Source organism: Flavilitoribacter nigricans DSM 23189 = NBRC 102662 (genome assembly GCF_002646595.1).
GTDB classification, from domain to species: Bacteria; Bacteroidota; Bacteroidia; order Chitinophagales; family Saprospiraceae; genus Flavilitoribacter; species Flavilitoribacter nigricans.
Genome location: NZ_PDUD01000052.1, coordinates 19,637 through 43,635 on the forward strand (window position 1 = coordinate 19,637; position 23,999 = coordinate 43,635).

The window sequence follows — 23,999 nt, forward strand, 5'->3', positions numbered from 1 at the left end:
CGCCCCTAATGCTTTACAATCTTCCTGCTGCCTTTATACCGGCCGGCAGCACTTTCAAAAGTAAGGAGATAAAGACCGTCCGGTAGATCAGACACCGACAATTCATGCTCCATTCCTGAGGAAAAAACATTAGGTAACAGCTCATTCTGCAGCAGTTGCCCGCCACTGGACCACAGCTGAATGCGTAAAGGACCGGAACCGATTCCATCCAAGCGGATCCTGATGCGATCTTTCACCGGATTCGGCCAGACATCCAGATTGGCCAAAAATTCTTCGTCTACGGTCGCGGTCACGGTTTCTACCACTACCGTCAGCGCATCTGAGATCGTACAATCTGAACCTACTGTAGGAACGGTGTAAACCACTTCGTAAGTGCCGGGGCCGGCCTGATTGACATCGAAAGTACGGTCGGTCACAAAAGGACTACTGTAGGCCCCTTCATCGGGAGTGATCACCGGCAGTTCCAGGGTGGCTACATCTTCTCCAACCCGTAGGGTGTCGACCGGCAAAGCTTGGAAGTTAACTCCGGGACTGTACCGGCAGGCATTGCCTTCGTCATTTTCCTGGCTGTTGCGCAGTCGAATGGGAGCACCCGAAATCCAGTTGGAAGTGGTTCCCGTTTGCGAAAAATTGTGCAGGCTCAGATCCGCGAGAGCGGTTGTTTTGTTCCGTATTTCGGACACACAGGTATTATTCAAGGCGGGTAATCCTTCTCCAAGATTGTAGTAAGCCAATAGTCCCGGTTCCGTACCCATTAGTTCCCGGTTCATGGCTTCCGCAATCTGTTCTTCCGTTCTTGCGGTATTCCAGATCCGGATGTCGTCCATTCTACCGTGGAAATACTCATCATTACCCCGTGGGCGCCCAATGACGAGCAGAGGAACCGGATAAGCAAAACCCACGGACCTGCTTCCGTATCGGACGCCGTTGATGTAGAGTATAAAGTTGCTGCCATCATACACCGTAGCCAGATGCATCCACTCACCCAGGGGCAGCTCAGGATGGTGTTGGGGTCCACCGAACGGTCCGATAGCCGTAGTTCCATCGGAATTGATTATCCAGTGTTGCCCACTATTCCATTCACCCAGGAAAAGCGGCCAGGATCGGGTGGTGGTAGGCAGGGACTCCAGATAGATCCACATTTCAATAGTATTTTTAGCTGGATTGAAGTTGTCCAGGTTTTCCAGTTGCAAATAGTCGTCCTTGCCGTCAAAGGCCATTCCAATAGAGCCAACTTCCGTACAGTTGTCACAGCCATCGGGGATCCCGTCCGAATCAGTGTCCGAACCGGTACTACTTTCACAAATAGCTTCCTGAATAAGTTGTACGGTAGTGAGTGCACCGCCGGTAGTCTGGATTTGGAGCATAGCCGTACGTGAAAAAAACTCCGGATTTTCGGTGTAGGTTACGGTGAAACTTCCATTGCCATTTCCACTACCGGAGTCGATGCTCAACCAGTCGGCCTCACTGCTGGCGGTCCAGTTTGAATTGGTATTGACCTGAAAACTGGTCATCCCTGCCATGCCGTCCACCGTTCGGTTTGCCGGGGAAACCGCCGGAGGATTTTCGAAATAAACGTTTAAGGTGATCCGGTCAAAAATGTCGGACAACTCTTCTTCGCAACTGGGGGTTAGCAGTATTTCAATGCCTTCATAAGTGAGTTGGTTGGGTGAATTGGCGTTTTGTTTGACGTAGAGAAGATCTTGCCCGGAGCCCTCCACCAGATCGATAAACGCATTGCCGGCCAGGTTGTACTCCTTGGTTTGGTTATCCAGCCCGATGCCTTCGGCGCCCAGTTCGACATCAGCGTCGGCAAGATTACCTCCCTCCAGACGATAGGCCGTTGTCACTTCCGTGATCGAACTCCCGTTCCTGATCCGGATCGGAATCTGGGCGGCGGTGCCGGCCGCCGCATAAATATTGATTTCTTTTTTCTCCACCCCTTGATCCAGCGCAAATAATTTCGGCTGATTCAATTGGCGCCCGCCTTCGTAGGGGCAACTGGTACGGGATTCGGCTTGTAATTCAAAGATATGGGTCCCGAAACGCTGATCCCTTTTCACTTTGATCAACAGTTTGTCGTCGGGATCATTGTCTTTCAACTGATACCCAAAAGTTTGCACGCTGGTCTGGCTACTGGAGCTACCCCGGCTTACTTCGGTAGTGATGCCAACCTCAAGGGAGGTGCTTACTCCGCTTCCACCTACACTAATGCCCGCTTCCACGAGTATGGAAGCATCCAAGATCAGTGAACTGCTGGTGCTGTAAGTTTCGCTTCTCTCCACACTGACTTCGGCACCGATACCGGCCCGGTCTCCGTTCAAAGTGACGATACCGCTTAAAGCCGGAGCATCGGCCTGGTGCTGATGATTTTGCTCGATCATATCCTGCCAGGCTTTGCGGTTTCTTTCCAACTCTTTCCACTCTACTGAATTTGGATTTAAACCGGACTGGAGATTTACAATTGCCGGAATGACATCATTTTCGATATCTGTTTTCAGATAAGCGAAGTCCTTCATATCTACCGCAAGAAAGTTTAGCGCCTTATTCCTCAATTGTACCTTACAGTTATTATACCTGACTTCTAGGGCAGGACCGTACCGAAATATGGTCGAATTGCCGATGAAAAGATCCCCTTCCTCTCCGTTAAAGCTATTTTGATTTTCTACAGTTTTCGTAATTGTTCTGCAAACTTCCGTTGCTGATTCCCCCGCCTTGGTAGCATTCCGGCTAAAACTGCCGGTTACGCTGAATTCACTTTCGATATTAACCCCGAATACGGATACATCGGAACCTACCGTTACCTTGACGTCTCCCGACTGATTGTTACCTTCCGAAAAACCGAAATTGACCTGACTACAAGTATTAGTGCTTTCGGAGATGTAGGAAAAGCTTTCATCGCCGGGTGCCTTGTGCAGGACCATGTTGGGAATAGGTGCACTTTCCGTAGTCAGAAAATTTCCTTCCGCATCTTTGGCAAAAGCCGTTTGGGTGCCCGTAACAATGACCGGGATGGCTACCAGCTGGGCAATATTATTGCTGGAATTGTAGCATTCTAAAATAAGCAGCCGCGTATAATTAGCTGCTGCTTTCAAAAAGACGGTATTGGGGCGATACGAAAAATCAAATCTGCTTCCCGGATTATTTTTGGTTTGTACGCTTCCTTCGGGTGCTCCTACGGCTCCGGTATAATAGCGGATCTTACTGAAAGTACGATCTCCGGTATCAAAAGAAAAGGTATATTCATCATTACTTTTAGGTAGTGCAAAACTGGTCGCCGGACTATCGTACAAATAACTTTTCACCTCACTGGAAGTGGGCACTTTATCCCAGGAGGCCACCCGGAACCCACAGGCTTGTTCCGGTAGATTGCTGGAAGCGGTAATAGACGTGTTACCGGAAAATTCTTCGTAAAAAGGAACATAGGCCTTACTATTGAATCCTGTAACGTACTGCAGTCCCCCAAAACAGTCATTTTCCCAGACTTGAATCTCCCACTGGACTTCCGTGCCAAATTCTTCCCTTTTTAATGGTATGTTAACCACAATGGATTGTGCTCCTCCCAAGCCGGTTCGATGCCTTTGTTCTCCATCGATGAAAAAAATCCAATCCCGGGCCGGATTCGATACAAACAGGCAATTATTGGTGCCCCTGTCAGGAATTGGGAAAACAAGGTTTTTTCCCTGTACGATCTGGGCCTTGACCTCATGACCGGCCAGGAGGCAAACGGAAATAATTATGATCTGGAAAAACGGGTTAGTTGGAAGCGGAAATAATTTTCTCACGATGTAGCGATTTTTAGGTGGTTATCGGGCAAAGCAGGTAGTCTTCCCGGGCGATCGGCCAACCGCCGGGAGGTAGATCTTCTACGAACTTGACTACGTAAATGCTTTACCGATAAAAAGCGAATGTCAATGAGTTAATGTTCCAATTTGACCAGTTGCAACCTTTTTAGAATTTTTTTCAAAAAAATTGAAATCGTACGGAAGCCCTCCATAATTATTTACTTTAGAGTCTATCCAAAAAGTTACGTATGAGCGCACGCCGAAAATTCATCAAAAATTCAACCTTCGGGCTGTGGGGTTTGAATACGCTGTTTCAAAAAGAGAAGCCTATGGACGCCCCTCCCACCCCGGAGGATCTGGCTAATGCGCCCAATGATGAAATACTGTTTCAACTTATCCGCAAAAGTCTTTTGCTTCCCGAAGACCTTATCTACCTCAATACTGGTAGCCTGGGGCCTTCCACCCGGCAGGTCGTTGGTACCGTAAGTGCTGCCATGCACGAACTGGAAGCCAATCCGGTTGGCAACAACTGGGGATCGTTGGGTACCCGCATGGAAGCCGTCCGCGGCAAAGTTGCGGATTTCATCGGTGCCTCCGTCGAGGAGATCATCCTCACCCGCAACACCACGGAAGGCATCAACCTGCTGGGTACCTGCCTGGACCTCCAGCCGGGCGACGAGATCCTGACGACGAACCACGAGCACGGCGGCGGGGAGAACGGCCTGTTCTACCTGGCGGAAACGAAAGGAGCCGTTGTTAAGCAAATAGAGATGCCGCTGGCCGCCGAAAGTGCCGGACAGATCGTCGAACTGGTACAGGCCGGGATGACCGACCGGACCCGGGTGGTCATGCTCAGCCACGTATCGACCATCACCGGTATGCGGATGCCGTTCGAACAAATTAGCGCGATCACCCGCCCCCGGAATATACTGCTGGTAGCTGACGGCGCCCAGGCTCCCGGACAGATCCGGGTGGATGTCGACCGGCTTGGCGTAGACCTCTACAGCAGCAGTGGCCACAAGTGGCTGATGGGCCCCAAGGAAACGGGCTTTCTGTACATTCGCAAAGCGGTGCAGGAGCGTATCCAAGCGGTTTTTACCCGAAACAGCAATAAGGCTTATTCGGCCGCTTCCGGCACGCGCAATGTCGCCACTATTATCGGTCTGGGAGAGAGCCTGGACCTGCAGCAAACCATCGGGATCGATAAGATCGAAAAACGCTGCCGGGAACTGGCGGATTACTGCGCCGATCAACTCCGGGGGCGTCCGGGGCTACGCATCATCAGTCCGGCCGCACCGGAGCTAAAAAGCGGGATCGTCAGCATACTGCTGGACGAAGCTTCCAACCGGGCGATCTTTGAAAAGATGCGGGAAGACAACATCATTATTAAGTTACTACCGGGATACAATGCCCTTCGCTTTTCGCTGCATATTTTCAATACCCGGGCGGATGTGGACCGGATGCTGGGGAAGTTGGCGGAGGTGATGGGGTGACTTGGTGAGGGGGAGACTTGGTGATGGGGAGATGGGGAGACAAGGTGAGGGGGAGATGGGTGAGTGTTCCGATTTGCGTCGAGTATAGTTGCCGGAAAAAGAATGAATTCCGGGCTTTTTTTTGCATTTTAGGGATAGAAATCCGAAACCAAAAAAATGAAGCAGGTCGCTACCCCATTCTTGCTCGCGCTATTGCTCTTAAGTACGCTCACCGCATCGGCTCAGATACTGCGGGGGAAGATCCTCCGGTATGGAGAGGCCCAATCCGGCCTGAGCATCCAAAAAAATGGCCGGGGATTTAAGTCGCTCACCGATATCAACGGTAATTTTCTCATCAAAGCGAAAGAAGGAAATAAGTTGTTCGTCCGTCAGGGCGATACGACCTGGATCCTACCGGCCCGCCAAAATATGGAGATCGAACTCAGCGAATTGGCTCGTGAGCCGGAGGATACGGCCCGTCCCGCTGTCGAAAAACCCGCCATGACCAGCAGTTGGGGAGATACCCTCGGGGCCGTCACGACTATCCAAAGGAAAGACTTTAACGACGGCAATATCTTCGATCCCTACGGTCTCATTCAGGGATTGGTGCCCGGTCTCACGGTCGCCAAACCCGGCGGTGATCCGCTGGGAAACTACCAGGTACAATTGCGGGGGCTGCATACTTTTGATGAGTTCACGAGTGATCCCCGCGAGCGGGTGATCGACCGGAGGCAACCGCTGCTGGTGATCGATGGACTACCCGGAGCCGACCTCCTCACCCTTGACCCGGCTGATATCGCGACCATCCGGATATTGCGGGACGTGGCCTCCACTGCTGCTTACGGTTTGCGCGGCGCCAATGGAGTCATCGAGATCGAGACCAGGCTGCCCGGGGATGATCCGCTAAGCGTCACCTACCACAGCTACCTGGCCCACGAAACCCCCACCGGCATGACGGATGTACTGTCGGCTACGGAATTTGCCCGTCGGACCGGAACGCCCAATACTGCTTATTACCGCCCTGGTTTTAACCTGGGAGATGATACGGACTGGCAGCGTGAGATCAGCCGGAAGGTCTGGAACCATACGCACCAACTGGCCGCCGGAGGCACCTTCGGGAATACGCGCTATCAGCTTGCCCTCAACTACCGCGATCAGCAGGGCGTTGCCAAAAGATCCGGTTTTCACCAGTGGAACAGCCGCCTGCACCTGCAGCAGGCACTCTGGAAGGACCGTCTGAAGATCGGGATCCAGGCCGCGCATACCGGAAGGAATTTCCAGGATGTGGAGCCCAACATCTTCCTGCAGGCCGCGCAGTACAATCCCACTTCCCCGATTTACAGTGATACCAGTACCCGTTATGGCGGTTACCAGCAGATGCCCTTCTACCTTTATTTCAACCCGGTAGCGGCCCAGGAGCAAACCACTCGCGAAGGACACCAAAAGGTGAATACCCTCGGCGGCTATGTTCAACTCGAACCGCTGGCCGGTCTGGAACTGGCAGGACGCTATACCCGACAGCACAGCGACCGGCTCTACGGCCAGCACTACCCCCGGAATGCCTTTTTCGGAGGCTACGATGTCGGTGGGTCGGCCCTTCGTGACGCGCAATTGCTGGATAATCAGCACGGGCAACTAAGTGCAGCCTACGGTCTCAACTGGAGCAAGCATCGGTTAAAAGTTCGGGCTGCCTATACCTATCAGCGCTGGGATCTCGATTACGAACAGATTATCGCCCGGCAGTTTACAAACGATGATTTTTCCTACGAACGGACGGATGGAGCCGCCAATCTCGAACGCCTTCAGCACCGAACTCTGGACGAGCAGATCGCCCTTACCTCCACGCTGGAATACCACTGGAACAAAACGGTTTTCGTAAAGGGACTCCTGCGCCGCGAAGGCGCCTCCCGGCTGGGGCCGAAAAATAAATGGGCCTGGTTTCCCGGCCTGCAGACGGCAGTATCCCTGCACCGGATCTTCAATTGGTCCAACCGATTCCATCTCAGGATGAGTTACGGGGAGGCCGGGCAACTGCCGCCCAAAAATTTCGCAAGTCACTGGAAGGTGGGTCCTCAGGATTACATGTACTATGCCGGGCAATATATCCGCTCCTACGATTTCACCAATACGCCCAATCCCGGGATCGGAGCGGAGCACCGCTCCGAGTGGAATATCGGACTTGATTTCGGCCTGCTCGCCAACCGGATCCGGCTGAACCTCGACTGGTACCGGAGCACCAGCCGGGATATCATCGCCCGCACGGAACTTCCTACGCCTCCCTATCCCCAGATATCCTACTTTGATAATTTCGGCGCCTTGCAAAACCAGGGGCTGGAAGTGGGCCTGGCTACCCAATTGATAGACAATACTCAATTGCAGTGGCATACCGGCCTGCAGTTTTCTACCAACACGACCCGCATGCTGGATATGAATCATCCGCAGGCCAGAAATGTCATTGAATACCGGGGAGTGGGCCGGCTCGGTTCTCCGGGGCTCTGTTGCACCACCGCACAACGCCTGGAAGAAGGGGAAAAGATCGGCAATTTTTACGGCCCGGTCTACCAGGGTATCGATCAGGAAGGCCGGTGGCAACTGGCGGATCTGAATAATAACGGCATCCCGGATTTCGGCGATGAGCAACAGATCGGCAACGCTCAGCCGGACCTGCAGTTCGGCTGGACGAACGACCTGCAATGGGGGGCATTCGAATTGAGCTGGATGTTGCGGGGTATCCTGGGCCACGATCTGATCAATGCTCACCGCATTCGGTTGGAAAACCCGGAAAGTCTGGGGCCCTACAATGTCTTTTCCAGTCTTTTCGAAGGAGAAAAACTGCGGTTGCGCGATTATCCCGTTCTGTCTTCCTACTATGTGGAGGATGCTTCCTTTGTCCGGCTGGATTACCTTACACTGGCCTATCGTTTTAAGTTGCCCGAATCGGCCCGGCTTTCCGGGCTACAACTTTACCTCAACGCCCGGAACGTATTCACGCTGAGCGCATACTCCGGCCCGGACCCGGATCTCTGGCTGAACAATGCCGGTAATCTCCTGGCACCAGGTGTAGCTTCGCCCTCCAGTTTCGGTGAACGGGGCCTCTATTTCCCCGCACGCAGCTTTACGCTGGGCGTAAGGCTTGAAATGTAACTCTTTTCAGAAGGCGTTGATCTCGCCGTCCATCCACTGTGAGCGCAGTTCGAGAAAGTTTTTCAGGCTGCGGATCGCTCCGTCGTAATTGATCTGCCCGCCGATATCCCAACGGGTATAATTGCGGGCGATACCACCATTGGACACCAGATAACTGGCCGTTTGGTCTACCAGATCCAGCAGAGCCGTCGTGCTGAGTACGCCTCCCCGCAATTCCGCCCAGCGCTCCTTAACTGCTTGCCGGAAAACGGGATCCTCCAGCAAGCGGGTCCACCAGAAAGGCATCATCCAGGCGTCGGAACTAACGTATTGATTGTAATTGATCACCCAATCATCCCAGGGAATGCGGTCGCCGGTATCGTAGCCGATATTCAGGTCCCAGACCGGTCCCATTTTCAGTTTCTCCCCCCGATCCTTGTGCATGTAGGTACTGAGGCGGTAGGCATCCACATTGCGGCAGAGCTCGTTGATCAGGAAATAATCGACAAAACTGCTGAGGTCGATATAATCTGTATAAGTCCGCAGCTCCGTGCTGAAGTCATCCTCCAGCAGGGCCGTCTCAAACTGATGGATGTAATCCTGGATATAAGCTTTCTGCTCCGCGCTGACATCCTCCGCATCCGGGTATTCGTAGAGAAAGTAGGTTTCCAGGTACTGATTGGCGTGGTAGGGCGGCCCGTAGGGTTCGAAGGAAAGCGGTTGGCCCGTAATATCGTAGCGGGAGCGAAAGCTGAATTCCTCCCGGTAAGTGGCATCATCGGCCCAGTTATCCGCGTAGTATTCCAGCGGCTTCTGGAGGCCCAGATCCCCTCCGGAAGTTTTATCGATCTTTAGAATATAGCCCCCAGTTATTGAGCTTGGGTCATTATCCGCAGGCCCGAGCGATTTAACGGCAATGCGGTCCCCGTCCCTTTTCAGTTTTTCCATAAAAACGTAAACGCCCTCGTATACCCCGTTGATCTCCAGCTCGACAAACCGGCATCGACTGGCGTACCGTCCCATGTTGCGGAAGAGTTGATACCCAAGGTAATGGTACATCAGGGTGCGGTCCTGGATACGGCGATCTCCCAGACTAACGATATGGCCGTTGAGTATCCAGTCTTCTTCAGCCGGGAAGTCGAAAAAAGCGACATCGGTATCTTCACCGGCGGCATTCCAGGTCTCCAGGCCAAACGACTTCTTATCCGAAAGCCGAAAGGAGGTCGACCCGCGGTATTCAATCCCGATCGGCGTACGCTGGACCTCATTTTTGCGGATGAAGATCTTCAGCTCGGCGGAGATCTTGGGTTCATTTTCAATCTGTATGCCTCTGGTATCAATGGTGAGATAGGGGATCTCACTGTCTCCGGTCTCTACAGCGAACGTTGTTGTTTCCGGCAGCGGATCATCGGTAGTTGTTTTTTTGCATCCAACGGAAATCACGAGGCTTAACAGCAGAAAGTATCCGATTGAACGAAAGCTAAGGGTCCTGTTCTGTCTTTTCATGGAAGGGCTTTTTTGGCTGAGCGTTTAAGAATGGGGCAGTGTTTCCCGCCCTTATCATTGTTCTAAGATAATTGTTTGCAACAAAATGTGCCCTCATTTCGGTACCGAACATCCCTTTAAGCGCGACTGTTCTTGGAATATCTGACACCCTTTCAAAACATCGTAAAACCCAATCGCCGTGAGACGATACGCCTTAGGTCTTGTACTATTCTCCGTTTTCATTCTGGTCTTCGGATTCATTACCGGAAAGATTTCATCGGAAAGTTTTCAATACATCTCCATCCCGGGTCTGTTCTTCGCCGTGGTGAAATCCCTGGTTGTGGTGCTGGTACTTCTACTGGCTCTGATGGCTTCCATTCCTTCATTTCTGATCGACTTTATCCTCTTGTTCGTGACCGATTACGATTTTCCCATACTGAGTAATTTATGGAATGTCTGTTGGGACGGCGTCACGCTCAACTGGTTCTGGACCGAAACCACCGGCTCTTCTCTGTTTTTCGGAGCCCTGATCCTCCTGTTGATCAGCGGCGCCTTCTCGCGAAGACGGTGGTGATAACCAGCATTTTATCGCTCTTTGGGAAAATACTTTATCTGTTCTACTGTAGTCCGGAAAGGATCGCAGTAGCAGGTCTTCAACTTAAATCTGGATAATCTTTTGTCACATCTGTGCCAATGGCAGTATATTTGCTTTACGGGTGTACGAGTAAAGCAAGATGGTGGCAAAGGACTTTTCAGAAGATCAATTTATCAATGGGCTCAGGGAGATTGTGGAACAAAACCTCGACAATCCCAACTTCTCTATTGAACAACTCTGCCGCAAGGCCGGTGTAAGCCGCACCCAGCTGCACCGGAAGATCAAGGCTGCCACCCAGCTTTCCACTTCCCATCTCATCCGCAAGATCCGGCTGGAAAAAGCCCGCCAGCTGCTCGAGCAGACCGACGATCATATCGCCGGGATCGCTTTTCAGACCGGCCACAGCAGTCCGCAGAATTTCAGCAAATACTTCGTTAAAGAATACGGTCTGAGTCCCAGTAATTACCGTAAGGAGATTCAGCAAAAGCAGACGGACGTTCCCAAAGAAAACAGGGAAGTCTCCGAACTGCCCCAGCCCGAAGTACAGACGCCCGAAAGCCCGGAAACAGCTTCCAACCCGGGATACCATCTGTGGAAATACCTGATCGCCGCCGCCATCCTGTTGCTTTTGGCCGGAGCCTCCTGGCTGTATTTTTCCCGGACACCCGCCCCGGAGCCCGATATGGTGACTCCTTCCATTGCGGTCATTCCCTTCCAGAACTACGGTGATGATCTGAATGAATTTTACAGTGAGGGCGTCGTAGAAGATATTCTTACCTACCTGACCCAGTTCAAGGGACTCAAAGTTATTTCGCGAACCTCTACCAATCGCTACAAGGATACCGGAAAATCCATCCGGGAAATTGCCCGGGAACTCGGGGTCAACTATATCCTCGAAGGTAGTGTGCGGCAGAACAGCCAGGAAGTACGCATTACCGCCCAGTTGATCCGGGTGCACGATGATCAGCACATCTGGGCCCATCGTTATGACCGGCCGAAAAATAACGCGATGGAAATCCAGGCGGAAGTGGCACGGGATATCGCCACCTCGCTCAACCAATCGATCAGTCCGGCCCAACGGGATAAGCTGGCCCGCCCCCAAACCGATAATTCCGAAGCTTACCAGGCCCTGTTGCGCGGCCGCTACCTGCAGCGGAGTCGTACCCGCGATAACCTTTACCGGAGTATTGATTTCTTTGATGAAGCGCTGAGACTGGATCCCGATTATTCCGAGGCCTACGCCGGTAAAGCGATCGCCTACAACCTGCTGGCCAACCTGCGTTACGATCCACCGCAGGAATCCGAGTTCCAGGATCTGGCCGAACAAAATGCCCTGCAGGCGATCAAGCACGATCGGGACAACGGACTGGCCTACGGCATCCTGGGTAATGTCTATGCCCAGCAATTCCGCTGGCAAAAAGCCGTCCCTGCTTTTGAGATCGCCCTGGAACTCAGTCCGAATAGTGCCATTATCAACTACTGGTTCAGTCTCTCACTCCGGTATATCGGGGAATTGGAACGTTCCCTGAACTACCACCAGACGGCCAGCGAACTGGATCCGCTCCATCCCGTTATTCAGGCCGGGTACATCTACACCAGCCTGCTGGCCGGGAAATTTGAGCTTGCCGACCAACTACTCGCCCAGGTAGCACCCTTTATGGGAGATTCATTTCTGTATTACTACGTACTGGCGTTCTCGAAGATGTGTAAAAAAGAATATCGTCCGGCCATCGAGGCCGCGGAGCAGGCCCTGGCCATCAATCCGTCGTTCCGGCAATCGGAATCCATAAAAATGTACTGCCTCGGACAGCTCGGCGTACACGAACCGGTCATCAGCTACGTAAACACGCTGGACACTACGATCGCACTGGAATGCCTGCGGGCCGCGCGCGCCTACATGGGCATGGATCAGCCGGAAATGAGTTTACACTACCTCGAGCGGGCGGCAGCGATGGGCATGGCCCCCGAAGACCTGCCGGTTGATCCCATTTACCAGCAGCTCCATACCGACCCGGCCTTTACCGCTATTCTGGAACAATTTAATTTTCTTCCATTCTTTCGGAATTCCGGCACCGTTGCCATCGACCGGGATTAGCGCCCATTGGAACAATACACCAAGGCCTGGAACAATACGCTAAGTATTCGCAACAATACGCACCGTCCTGTTGCTCAAAGAATTGCAATTTTACGAAACAAACGTACTCATCCTATTCGATTTGCCAGACAGGCGATACCGTGTTTACCCACACCTAAACCAATAAACAATGACCATTGCCATGTACAGTGGATGGAATTTCCTGAAATGTTCCGTCCCTAATGCCCCGGGTCTAACTACTTTTTTCGCAATTACCCGCAAACTCGCCTACTTATTAAAAACCCAAAAAATCTTTAGCAGGCCCGGTCTTAACCGGGCCTTCTTGCCTTTCCGGCGAAGAGATCTTTTTGTCCCAAAAGTGATCGGGGTAGAAGATCTCGTGATGCCATAGCACCTTTGCCGGCCTTTGGGGGGATCAGTGTATATTTGCACCCGAACCGTAAAAGCAAATCTATGGAAGGGAATTTCCGCAAAAACATTCACCCCGGCCTCCTGGTACTGGTGGTACAGAAACAGGATCAGCGCACCGGTCGCCTGACAGAAGGGATCGTCAAGAATATTCTGACCAAATCCCCACAACACCCGCACGGGATCAAAGTGCGGCTGGAAGGTGGAGAGGTAGGCCGCGTAAAGGAGATCATTGAGGAGGAGGAATGAGCCTCCGGGTACAGCGTGCCCCGATGTATCCTGATGCGAAGCGGATTGAAAACCATTCCGCCACCTGGCATCGGGGCGCGCTGGCCTTATTTTTTTTGGTGAGTCCGCTATACGGAGAAGCGTTCCCAGGGACCAGTGATCGCCACGGTCTCCCCGCTTTCCTGAATATTCACGAACAACGTCTTTCCGGAAGGAGAAAATACCAGCCCGGCAAATTCCGAGGAAGAGCTCCGGTTGACCGCGAAATCGTAAATTTTTCCATCCCGGTTAATGCCCCGGATGTGATTCAGTTCTCCGTTATCTTCGCATAACAACACGTCTCCCCAGGGAGCGATCGTCAGGTTGTCACACATATGCAGGACGGTCTTGTCTTCCGATTCGGCAAATAGTTCCAGAGTGCCCGGGGTCTGGGTCTCATCCGGCGTACCTTCGCCGGGAGCAGTGCGATAGCGGAAGACCTGTCCGTGTCGCTTCGGTCCACCATTGGTACAGGCAAAGTACAATTCATCTTCACCGAACCAGATCCCCTCCCCCCGCGCAAAACGGGCCGCTCCGGCGGCGGAGCCCCGCAAGCGCAGATCATCCGCCGGACTCAGTACATCGTCCATGTCGATCCAGCGCACCTGCAGAGGACTTCCGATCCTGACCGCGGCGGATTCCCAGTTGCGGGTATCCAGGCCGGGCTGATCGATGATCGCCAGGGCCTGCAAACGTCCGCCGGCGTGCAACTGTCCGCGTACTTCGGGAATGTAGCGATAGAACAGACCGTTCCCGGCATCTTCCGTTTGGTAGACGATCCCGGTCTTGGGATCCACCGCTACGGCTTCGTGATTAAAACGCCCCATCGCGGTAATCGGTACCGGATCGACGATGCCGATCTGATCGGTAGCCGGGATCTCGAATACAAACCCGTGGTCTTTTTCGATCTTATCGCTTTTTTTAGTAACGTCTTCCTCACAGGTGAGCCAGCTGTTCCAGGGCGTCACTCCGCCGGCACAGTTCCGGTATGTTCCCGCCAGGCTCAGGTACTGCCGCTCTACCTGTCCGGTAGATTCATTGTAAATAAAGGTAGTGGTACCGCCCAGGCCGGGCATCTCAGAATTGCCGGCGTCGTAGAGCTTCGCCAGATCTCCCTGCGACAGCAATTCGTTTTTCTTTCCAAATGGACTGTAGTCCAGGGGAAGCGGACTGTTCTCGTGGTTCCGCACCACGATCACCTTACCGTCCGGTCCGCTGAAGGCTCCCATCCCGTCCGCCCGTCCGGGCACCAGGAATCCGTCGTCCATCTTTTCACCGACCCGGGAAATGATCCGGTACTCAAACCCATCGGGCAGATCCATGTATTGCTGCGGATCGGTTTTCAGACTGAGATCGAAGTCAGGAGGGGTTTTGGTACCCTTATCGACCGATCCGGTACAACGGGCGAGGGCCAGAAAACCCAGACTGATGAGGGCGGATTGCTGGATAAAATCTCTACGCTTGAGGGCTCTTTCTTCTTGCATGATTGGTTTGCTTGTTTGATCGTAAAGATAATTTTTCCGGACCGTTATCTGATCATCGGCAGCCCCCTTTTCCCATTGGTGCAGTAGTAGCTGGCCCCGGGCAAATGATCCCGGACGCCGTGCCACCGGGCCCGAGCCTGTCCTTCAGCGTCCGATTTTCGGCTCGCCCGGCTTCAATGTATCCCATTTTTGGTGATAGTAACGCGCTGCGACCAGGTCTTCCAGTGCGTAGCCAACCGATTTGAACAGGGTAATTTCAGCGGCAGAAGACCGGCCCGGATGTTTACCGGCACATAGTTCGGAGAGTTCGGCCAGTACCTGATCCCGCTGAATGACGCCTTTTTGGAGGGGAATGTGCAGGTCACCGCTTTCCTGAATGGCTCCTGTGTAGGTATCGACAAAAATAGCCGCTTTCCGGACGGCTTCATCGTCGGATTCCCGCATATCGGGCTTGTAGGCTCCGACCAGATCCAGGTGTTGACCGGGTTGCAGGTCGGCACCGCATACGAGCGGTTCGGCGGATAGCGTGGCGGTCGAGATCACGGCAACTTCGCGGATCACGGAGTCAATCTTTTCCACGGGACGGACTTCGTATTGATCGTTGGTCAATTCCCTGGCCAGTTCCCGGGCGCGGGCGGGGCGGCGTCCCCAGAGGTACACCCGGCGAATGGGCCGAACGCTGGCGTGGGCCGCGATCAGTTCGGGAGCCAGCGCACCGGTACCGATCATGAGCAGGGAATCGGCCGCCGGGTCGGCCAGATAGGACGCAGCCAGGGCGGAAGTGGCGGCGGTCCTCTTCCGGGTCAGCGACGTCCCTTCGATCATGGCCCGGATCACCCCCGTACGGGCGTCCATCAGCAGATAACTGCCCTGGATGGCGGGCAGATCCTGCGCGCTGTTCTCCGGATTGATCGTTACGAGCTTGATGCCGAGATCCTGACCGTTTTGCCAGGCGGGCATAACCAGTAAAGTGGAGTTGAGTTTTTCGGCGGTGGAACCGAAATCGTAGTGGAGCCGGTCGGGGATCGTAACGGCCGATTCGGCGAAAGCCCGGCGCAGCAATTCAATCAGTTCGGCATATCGGTGGTGGCGGTCAATGAAGTCGGCGGAGATAGAGATAGGCTCATTCACGGTAGATCGGCGGCAGCATTTTTGGTTGGGAAAGGCGTAAAGGTACAAAATTTGGCCGGCCTCCAGTCTGTAGGGCAGGTATTGGAAAAAGTCCCTTCGGATGAACGGCTGCACAGAGTCCGTTCACCCGAAGCGATTGCTTTTTAGCGATTCTTTTGCAGGGTCGGCAGGATATCATCCAGTCCCTGGAGCGCAATGGTAAATCCTTCTCTGAAGCCCAGCTCAATGATCTTTTCCAGGTCGGCAAGTCGTTCGTGCTTGATCTCTACCTGTACCAGGGTTGCATCACCGGAAGGCTTGAAATCGATACTCCAGTCGGAGCGTGGAAAATCCTCGTTGATGGTCCCGTGTTCATCACAGAAAGCATCCAGGTATTGGAAATTGCTATTGGGAGCAATGGAACTATAATCAGCCAGTGCCCAGTGTTCCTCCCCCTCCGGGCCCAGCATGGCGTAAAGCCGCCGTCCGCCAACGGCGAATTCCATTTCCTTGGTTTTTGATCGCCAGGGTCGGGGTGCCCACCACTGGTCCAGTAGCTCTGCCTCCGTCCAGGCCGCCCAGACCAGGTCCGCGGGGGCGTCGAACATCCGCTCCACCAGCACCCTTTTGTTTTCCTTATCGACATCGAAGTTGAAAAGAATTGCTTTGCTCATTTCTTTTGGTTTTTTAAGTTTATCAATACCTCGTCCAACTGGTCGAAGCGTTTCTCCCAGATCTTTCGGAACTGTTCCAGCCACTGATCAATTTCTTTCATCTTCTGTACTTCGAGCTGGTAGTAGATCTCCCGGCCCTCCTGCCGGCGACTGACCAGTTCGCATTCCGTCAGAATTCGCAGGTGTTTCGATACCGCCTGCCGGGTAGCATCGAAGTGTTCGGCGATGGCATTAGGCGTCATCGCCTGCAGGGCGATCAATACCAGTATCGCCCGCCGGGTAGGATCCGCAATAGCCTGAAAAACATCTCTTCTCATATTCAATCTATTTATGCAACTGATCGGTTGCAAATATACGCGCAACCAATCGGTTTCGCAAGAGCTTGTCATTAAAATTTCCGGAAAGAATAAAAATAAACGGAAGTGGCCCGATGGCTATCAGGCCTGATGATTCCTTTTGATGAACTCCTTGTGTGACCTTCCCCACTGGGACAGCTCGATCATTACACTTTTGAGAGAATTGCTGTAATCCGTAAGCTCGTAGACCACCTTCATCGGGAAACCCGGATATTCCCGGCGTTTGACAAAACCGTTTTCTTCCAGGTCCTTCAGTTCATTGGACAGGACTTTGGCCGAAATCCCCCCTACCTCGCGCTGGATCTCGTTGAAGCGTAGAGCCTGTTGCTGCAAGCTCAAGATGATCCGCAGCTTCCATTTACCGCCGATCACATACACGGCATCTTCTATGGCATTGAGATGTTGGTGACATTCCTGGTGATCCATAAGTGAGTTTTTAGTCCATTACGTCTTCTGACATGAATAATGCGAATCAGGAGTTAAATTTGGATAAAATGTGCCGTTAGGCACAAAATAGAGGTAGCAAGATGACCCTTTCCCTGCTTAACGTGCCGTAGGTACGCCATGTAAAACGGTATTGCGTACCTACGGCACGCCAAGCCTGCCGAATTACTAGACGGACTACCTATATTTCGTCCCTACGGGACTTTTTACCCCTGATTGGCATGAATAATCGGGCATCGCCCCCTCTCTCCCCATCGCCCCGTCTTCCAGTCTCCCCATCGCCTCATCTCCCAGTCGCCCCCTCTCCCAAATCCCGCATACTTACCCAAAGGTTAGTACTTACCTCCAGGTTATTATCTACAATAGAAAAACGGCATAGTTTACTTTTGGCGCAAATAAAAACTGTAAATTATGACTACTACCATTTATTGGATATCGACCGCGCTTACGGCTCTGGGCATGTTGTTCTCCGCTTATGCCTATCTGATGAAGCCGGAATTAAAAGAAGCATTTGCCCACATGGGTTTTCCGGATTTCTTCCGGGTGGAACTCGCCGTAGCCAAGATCATTGGAGTTGCCCTGCTGGTATTGCCGGTAGGCATGCGCTGGAAGGAATGGGCTTACGCCGGGTTCACCATCGTTTTCATTTCGGCCCTGATCGCGCATGTGGCTTCGGGCGACGGGATCGGCCAGATAGCAGCGCCGGTGGTATTTCTCGCAATTCTAATGGTTTCCTACTTTAGTTTGAAAAACCGGAACTAGCTATAGCCCCGATCTTTTCGGTCCGCGGGGAGCCAGCGCTTCCCCGCGGACTGTCCAGGTTTTCTTTGCCATCCTCCATTCTCCTTTCCCTGATCCATTCCTACGGCTCAGATCGGCTATTTAGCTTCCCGAAAACTCCTCCTCATTTATGGGGATATTCGGTCAACCCTATTTATGGGGGATTCGCAGCGGCCCCATTGTCCGCATCTTTGTATCGTAATCATTAGGAAATATCAATCACACGCTAAAACCAGGCAGTCATGAAAAAGCTAATCTATTTGTTCTCCACGCTCAGTATGATGATCCTGTTGACGGTACAGCTCAACGCCCAGGACCTTTCCTTCTCTCCCCCGGAAGGTGGTTACGGTGGCCAGCGCTTCACGATCCCCGCGAACGTTACCCAGGACAATGTGCAGAACTTTAAAAAGATCACCCGGATCTCCATCAAGCACGGTAAGTACATCGAGCAGATCAGGGTCACCTGGCTGACCTACGGCGGCTACCGCAGTGGCGGCGCGGGTGGCGAGGTGTACGGGAACTGGAGCCATATAGACCTGCAGGATGGCGAATATATCACCCGCGTTTCGGGCACTTCGGGAAGGTTTATCAACAGTCTGGCCTTTCATACCAATAAGCGCCGTATCATCGGCAGTTTCGGACAACGCGACGGCAAGAGTTTTATGATCCATGTCCCCAGCGGGCAACAAGTCATTGGTTTCCACGGCCGGTCGGGTCAGTTGATCGACCAGTTTGGATTAGCCTACAAGACCATCCGCCGTGCCGGAGAAATGACCGCCCGGGTACCCTGGAGAGCCAACGAATGGGTCCAGTTACAATCCAAGGTCAATCGCCTGAATCTGGATGTACAATGGGGAAGCGACAAAGCCAACGCCCCGATCTGGATGTATACCCCAAACGGCAGTACCGCCCAAGAGTGGATGTTCGTCAGTGCCGGCAATGGATACTATCTGATCAAATCACGCCGGAGCGGCCTCTACCTGAATGTCAAAATGGAAAGCCGTAAATCCGGTGCCTTTATCTGGCAGCGCCCAAAAACCAATGCTGCCGCCCAGTTGTGGAAACCCATCGATGCCGGCAACGGATACTTTTACCTGCAATCCAAGTTAAGCGGCCTTTACCTAGACGTGCGGGGAGCCGGCATGAATCCCCAAACGGAAGTCTGGCAGCACCCACTCAATCGCACCGATGCCCAGAAGTGGCGCATGACCCGAAATATCAGTACTTCCCGTCCTCCGGCTCCTACTGCGGGCAGAGATAAAGTGATCGATCACCGGAAATCCGACCGGGAAAAAGAGCTGGAATGGTACCGCGAAAACGGTCTCGATCCTCAGAAAGGAGGCGGATAGCATAAAGAAATAATCCCAAAACCAAATGAAAACACCTAAGCCCCGACCCCTTAAAAACCCATAATCCCAAAGAACTGATCCTCATGAACACCTAAGCCCTGACTGTGCTGTAAAATGGTCTTGTTTCCATCCTAAATTCAGAGACCAGGTGACCGGGAAGTGGGAATGCCGGTGAATGCTACCGGCCTTCCCCACCCCCGGCGCTTTTCAGCCCTGACCCCAAGATCAAACCCTAAAGCCCAAACCGTAAAAAAGACTCTTATCACGTTTTGAATCCTATGTATACACCGCCCCGGTGGGACGCTGCTACTGGCCAAACCAGACAGCTTTCTGCCGGGGCTTTTTGCTTTGGTGGCCGTCGGTAAAACATTCCGAAAACGGCTCTCCTCATTTATGGGGATATTCTGCAAACCCCTGAAACGGAGGATTTTTAGCGCTAATGATCTCCGCATCTTTGTATGGCAAGCGGGAAATATAACCCAACGCTTTTTTAACCTACCGCTTTTTTAACCTATCAAAAAAAACTAGAAGATCATGAAATCTACAACTCTTAATATCAGCACCAAAATAAGCGCCAAAGCCACTTTGTTGATCGCATTGCTTCTTTGCTTTTTTGGAGTCCGAAATACGACTTTCGCCCAACCGAGCCTGGCCGCTGAAAACGTCATCAATGATATCAGTGTCACCACCGCACTGGGTAAAAGAAAGACCTACACGGTTTTTCAGGATGCGGCCGTCCGGGAACAGTGGTACTACATGCCCAACGAACTACGCGTAGCCGAAGAAAGAGACGTTAACAACAAGGTGCGTCCCAAAATGACCATCCTGCGCTACCAATACGAAGACATGATGACCAAGGAGCTGAAAGAAGGCGGTGTACTGGTCGCTACTTTCACTTACGCCATGGAACCCGAAGTGGTAGAGACCGTGAAGCAGCAGATCCGCCGCAATACCGGTATCGGAAATATCCGGCTCTCTGCGATGCCTCTGAAAGATGCCAGTATCAATTTCCTGGCCGATTCGGATAAATTCCTGGCCGATATCGACGCTAAAACCGAATTCAAGGGCGCTACTTCCGCCAGTCAGGAGATCCCGGTATTCTACGACCTGACCGTACTGGGAGCCAGCTCGTTCAAGGCGCTGGTCAGTTCCAACGGCGGGATCCCGATCCGGGCCAATATCACCTATAACGGCTTGTCTCCCGACTGTGGCTATTCGATCGAGGGCAACTGGAATAACGTTTACGATTACTTCGAAAAGAACACCAAAAAAGAGGCCGGTGTCAAGATCTGGTTCGTTAAGGCCGGAGGGATCAAGACCAAGCAGGAACTACGGGAGGAGCTGAACAAGATCCAGGACATGAAGGTGGAAGTTATGCCCTGCGAAGGCCCGGACAGCCTCAACGCCCTGGACAACGCCAACCTGACGGCCATGATGAAGACCATTCGCGAAGCCGTATATTCGGATAGCCTGCTGGATCGGGCTTCGGAACTGGAAAGCCTGAAGTCCATGCTGGTCAACAACAGTGTAGACGATACTACCAAAGCACGGATCCTGGACATGATCACCGAAGGCGGAAAATCGCTGAAATTAGGTTACCAGCAGGATACCAAAAAGGTCAAACGCAAAAACTCCGGTAAGCTGAGCTTTGACTTTACCCAGCGCCGCATGCTGATGCGCGAAACCAGCTTCGGCGGCCTGCTTAGTTTCAGCAAATATGGCCTCACCGAGGAGCAATTGCTGTCCGACGGTTACATCATCGACATCGATGTCAACTCCGATTTCCCGAGCGTTGTGATGGGACTGCCGCACATCAACCCGGATTTGAACCTCAACGCGCTTATCCTGGAGGTAAGTTACCGCAACAGCGACGGCACCATCCACAGCCAGGCCCGCAAATGGGATAGCATCACCCAAAAATGGGCGACGCCGATGGGCAAGCAGATCGACTACCTCCGCTTCAACATGATCGGAGAGAAAAACAAATCCCGCGCCGGTACGCCTACCTTTGAAATGAAATTGCAGGTGGTATCCGCCGTTCCTAACGCTTCGTTTACCATCGAAAAGCAGGTGCAACTCAACCAGGGCGAACGTTTCCCGGATGCGCTGGAACTGCTCACGGACCACATCATTGTGGATGGCTCCATCCTCGATTTCGGAAAGATCACCAACAACGATGAGGATCTTGCCCTGGCCAAACTCGAACTGCAACGGGGAGAACTGACGATCCGCAAAAGTATCAAACCGTATTTCATCAATGCCAGCGCAGCGCCCCCTAGTCCGGTGCACATTTTGCTTCCCAAAACCGGATTGCCGACCGCCGGCAAAGTGACCTACTTCCGAAAGACCGGCCCGACCAAATCCGTAGTGGACGCCATGCCGGTACAACTGGGTGAAAACACCTTACTCGGACCGGACTGGCCCGATGCCGGCGATCAGTAATCAGCGTACTTTTTGACGGGCCGGCAGCAGGCCGGCCCAACCCGCCAATTCCATCACAAATCCGTACTGAACTTTAAAATCCAAACATCATGAAATCCCTGAAAGGATATATAAGCCTACTGCTATTCCTATGCCTGGCCCTCAGCGTGCAGGCCCAGCGCGACCGGGTTATCGATAACCGATCCAAAGGCAAAAGCCCGGTTCCCATCGTGAATCGCCGGATCAGTCCGGCACCCCGGCCGGCCGGTAGAGTCGGTGTTCCGGCCAAACCATCACCCAACCGCAAAGCCAACGTAACTACCGTAGCTAACGGATCCGGCAAAAGAATGCCGGGGAAACCCCGCTACGACTGGATGCTGCCCGCCGCCCCCGGCAAAAACGGTTACTGGGTCAGCAAAAGCGCTAATGCCAAAAAGGATTATCCGCTGTACGATTATTCGGTACGCCTGCCTTTTTCCGACGAATATCCCTTCTACAGGGAAAATGGGACGCGTAAATCCGTACCCCGGATCAATAGTCTGTCCATTTCGCAGATCACCGATCGGTATGAGAATAAGGAGGCACTGAGCCTGGAAGCCGGAAAATTCCGCTCCTATGTGTTCAACGGCAAGACTCCCGGCGCCATCAACGTCCATTACGCCAGACGGATCAACCTGGGGCTGGTCAGCTTCAATGACAATCGCAACCATTACCTCGTAGTCGATACCCTGTACGTGCCGCGCGCTACCACGATAAACGGCACCCTGCTGAGCCTGAGCCGTCAGAAACGTGCCCTTATCAAAGTGATCGCCAACTGCATCATTTACGAAAGTCCGATCTTCCTGAATGCGACGAGCGGCTTTGGCACGGATTTCCTTTTTGCCGCCAACCGGATCATTTTTAAAAGTCAGCATAAGGACCTGAAGAGCTTTCAGACCAGTCCGGCGCCGCTGTTCGCCATAAATGCCAACGGCGACAAAAATAAGATCTATGCCTTTAAAGCCGACCGCCGGAATAAGAGAACAGAACAGTTACTGATCAACCGCCTGTACATCAATGTCCTGCAATATTACCTGGATCAGATCGCCACGACGCACGATGCCTGGAAAAAGGATCAGCTGCTGGCGAAGTTCCAGTACTACCGCTTTGAAAAGGTAGACCACGTATTGCTCAGCGAAGACCGGATGTACCAGGAGCTGTTCCACAAGCTGTTGGAGCAGGTAGAAAAATACGGCGCTACAGACCGCGAACGAATGCTGGTGGAAACCAAGATCCTGGTGGATGGCGCTTTACAGGACCTGCCCAGAGTACCCTTTCAGTATTACGCGCTTCCCGCTCAGGCCAGTCTGCTGCCCATGCAGCACGCCGAGACCCAGCGCCTGGATAAACTGGGAGAGATCTACTACTCCCCTACCGGCGAGTCGAAGATCCAGTTGCACCTGAATGTCAGTCTGGATTACAATCCCGAACAGATCAAACAAGCCAATCGCGCACTCCGGGCCTACGACACGGCTCTGAACCCGAAATTTCCGGGCGACCTGGCCTTCATCCAGGAACAACCGCTGAAAATCAACGGGCGCACCGTAGGCCGGATCATCCCGGCCGGTAATCAGCATATCCGGCTGGAGATCGATCTGCCGGATGACGGGCTGGCGCTGCGTCGCCTGTTTATGCCGAGTTTCAATTTTGACCTGGACTATACGATCAGGGAAAGTAATACACTCTACAGTCAAACCCTGGCCGTAGCGATCGACCGGGAGCTTACGGATGCTTTTGACAACGCCCGCCCGCTGGCCAGCTTTAACGTCATCGAACAAAACAAACTGACCGAAAAGGTGGTACTGGCCAGCATGTTGCGCCCGAGCCAGGAAGACCAGGATGCGCTGAAATACATCGAGGTAACCCTCGCCTTCCACTTTGGGGAGCAGACCGTTTTCAAAGGCCCTTATCTCCTGTCGCATTACGCCCTTACCATCGGTTCGGAGATCGAGATCCCTTTTGTGAAGTATTCCGAAAATTACCAGGTGGAAGTAAAGGGAAAAGCCTTTTACGAAAACGGGGAACAGGAGATCAAACCTTTTGAAACGAACGATCAGATCATCGTCATCGACGAAAATCGACTATTGCAACACTGATAAAACCCCGGGGGCG

Annotated in this window: 16 protein-coding genes; 9 read left to right on the plus strand and 7 right to left on the minus strand. The window is 52.9% G+C overall.

Going from position 1 to position 23,999, the window contains the following annotated elements; all coding sequences use genetic code 11:
- Positions 1 to 5 precede the first annotated feature (5 nt).
- A complete protein-coding gene (locus CRP01_RS36285; RefSeq protein WP_143473701.1) occupies positions 6 to 3,545 on the minus strand; it encodes a LamG-like jellyroll fold domain-containing protein in 3,540 nt (1,179 codons plus the stop codon).
- A 488-nt stretch (positions 3,546 to 4,033) separates the two neighbouring features.
- Between CRP01_RS36285 and CRP01_RS36295 the strand changes: the two genes are divergently transcribed.
- Both CRP01_RS36295 and CRP01_RS36300 read left to right on the plus strand, forming a co-directional pair.
- Positions 4,034 to 5,278: an aminotransferase class V-fold PLP-dependent enzyme gene (locus CRP01_RS36295; RefSeq protein ID WP_099155002.1), complete on the plus strand. Its 1,245-nt coding sequence runs from the start codon at positions 4,034 to 4,036 to the stop codon at positions 5,276 to 5,278.
- A 156-nt stretch (positions 5,279 to 5,434) separates the two neighbouring features.
- Positions 5,435 to 8,401, plus strand: coding sequence for a SusC/RagA family TonB-linked outer membrane protein (locus tag CRP01_RS36300; protein ID WP_099155003.1), 2,967 nt, complete (start codon positions 5,435 to 5,437; stop codon positions 8,399 to 8,401).
- A 6-nt stretch (positions 8,402 to 8,407) separates the two neighbouring features.
- On the opposite strand, the gene CRP01_RS36305 is transcribed toward CRP01_RS36300, so the two are convergent.
- Positions 8,408 to 9,886 carry a CotH kinase family protein gene (locus CRP01_RS36305; protein ID WP_099155004.1) on the minus strand — a complete coding sequence of 493 codons (1,479 nt, stop codon included), beginning with the start codon at positions 9,884 to 9,886 and terminating at the stop codon, positions 8,408 to 8,410.
- Positions 9,887 to 10,064: 178 nt separating this feature from the next.
- On the opposite strand from CRP01_RS36305, the gene CRP01_RS36310 reads away from it, so the two are divergent.
- From CRP01_RS36310 to CRP01_RS36325, 3 genes are all read left to right on the plus strand, one after another.
- Positions 10,065 to 10,439 (plus strand): hypothetical protein, encoded by a 375-nt coding sequence (locus tag CRP01_RS36310; RefSeq protein WP_099155005.1) that lies wholly within the window; start codon positions 10,065 to 10,067, stop codon positions 10,437 to 10,439.
- 214 nt (positions 10,440 to 10,653) lie between these two features.
- Positions 10,654 to 12,555 (plus strand): helix-turn-helix domain-containing protein, encoded by a 1,902-nt coding sequence (locus CRP01_RS36315; RefSeq protein WP_170110695.1) that lies wholly within the window; start codon positions 10,654 to 10,656, stop codon positions 12,553 to 12,555.
- A 453-nt stretch (positions 12,556 to 13,008) separates the two neighbouring features.
- Complete coding sequence (locus CRP01_RS36325) at positions 13,009 to 13,212, plus strand: YwbE family protein (protein ID WP_099155008.1); 204 nt, start codon at positions 13,009 to 13,011, stop codon at positions 13,210 to 13,212.
- Positions 13,213 to 13,319: 107 nt separating this feature from the next.
- Here CRP01_RS36325 and CRP01_RS36330 read toward each other — a convergent pair whose 3' ends face one another.
- The 5 genes from CRP01_RS36330 to CRP01_RS36350 form a co-directional block, all read right to left on the minus strand.
- Positions 13,320 to 14,714: an alkaline phosphatase PhoX gene (locus CRP01_RS36330; RefSeq protein ID WP_099155047.1), complete on the minus strand. Its 1,395-nt coding sequence runs from the start codon at positions 14,712 to 14,714 to the stop codon at positions 13,320 to 13,322.
- Between the two features lie 144 nt (positions 14,715 to 14,858).
- Positions 14,859 to 15,893, minus strand: a complete 1,035-nt coding sequence (locus CRP01_RS36335) for an ornithine cyclodeaminase family protein (RefSeq protein ID WP_233752824.1) — start codon at positions 15,891 to 15,893, stop codon at positions 14,859 to 14,861.
- A gap of 95 nt (positions 15,894 to 15,988) precedes the next feature.
- Entirely contained in the window at positions 15,989 to 16,498 is a 510-nt protein-coding gene (locus CRP01_RS36340) for an SRPBCC family protein (RefSeq protein ID WP_099155009.1), read from the minus strand.
- On the minus strand, positions 16,495 to 16,815 hold the full coding sequence (locus CRP01_RS36345) for an ArsR/SmtB family transcription factor (RefSeq protein ID WP_099155010.1): 321 nt from the start codon (positions 16,813 to 16,815) through the stop codon (positions 16,495 to 16,497). Before CRP01_RS36345 ends, CRP01_RS36340 begins: the two co-directional genes overlap by 4 nt.
- A 120-nt stretch (positions 16,816 to 16,935) precedes the next feature.
- Positions 16,936 to 17,280 carry a winged helix-turn-helix transcriptional regulator gene (locus CRP01_RS36350; protein ID WP_099155011.1) on the minus strand — a complete coding sequence of 115 codons (345 nt, stop codon included), beginning with the start codon at positions 17,278 to 17,280 and terminating at the stop codon, positions 16,936 to 16,938.
- A 429-nt stretch (positions 17,281 to 17,709) separates the two neighbouring features.
- Between CRP01_RS36350 and CRP01_RS36355 the strand changes: the two genes are divergently transcribed.
- The 4 genes from CRP01_RS36355 (at position 17,710) to CRP01_RS36370 (ending at position 23,983) form a co-directional block, all read left to right on the plus strand.
- Positions 17,710 to 18,060, plus strand: a complete 351-nt coding sequence (locus tag CRP01_RS36355; RefSeq protein ID WP_099155012.1) for a DoxX family protein — start codon at positions 17,710 to 17,712, stop codon at positions 18,058 to 18,060.
- A gap of 260 nt (positions 18,061 to 18,320) precedes the next feature.
- On the plus strand, positions 18,321 to 19,427 hold the full coding sequence (locus CRP01_RS36360; protein WP_099155013.1) for an RICIN domain-containing protein: 1,107 nt from the start codon (positions 18,321 to 18,323) through the stop codon (positions 19,425 to 19,427).
- Between the two features lie 534 nt (positions 19,428 to 19,961).
- A complete protein-coding gene (locus tag CRP01_RS36365; RefSeq protein ID WP_099155014.1) occupies positions 19,962 to 21,869 on the plus strand; it encodes a hypothetical protein in 1,908 nt (635 codons plus the stop codon).
- An 89-nt stretch (positions 21,870 to 21,958) separates the two neighbouring features.
- Complete coding sequence (locus CRP01_RS36370) at positions 21,959 to 23,983, plus strand: hypothetical protein (protein WP_099155015.1); 2,025 nt, start codon at positions 21,959 to 21,961, stop codon at positions 23,981 to 23,983.
- Positions 23,984 to 23,999 lie beyond the last annotated feature (16 nt).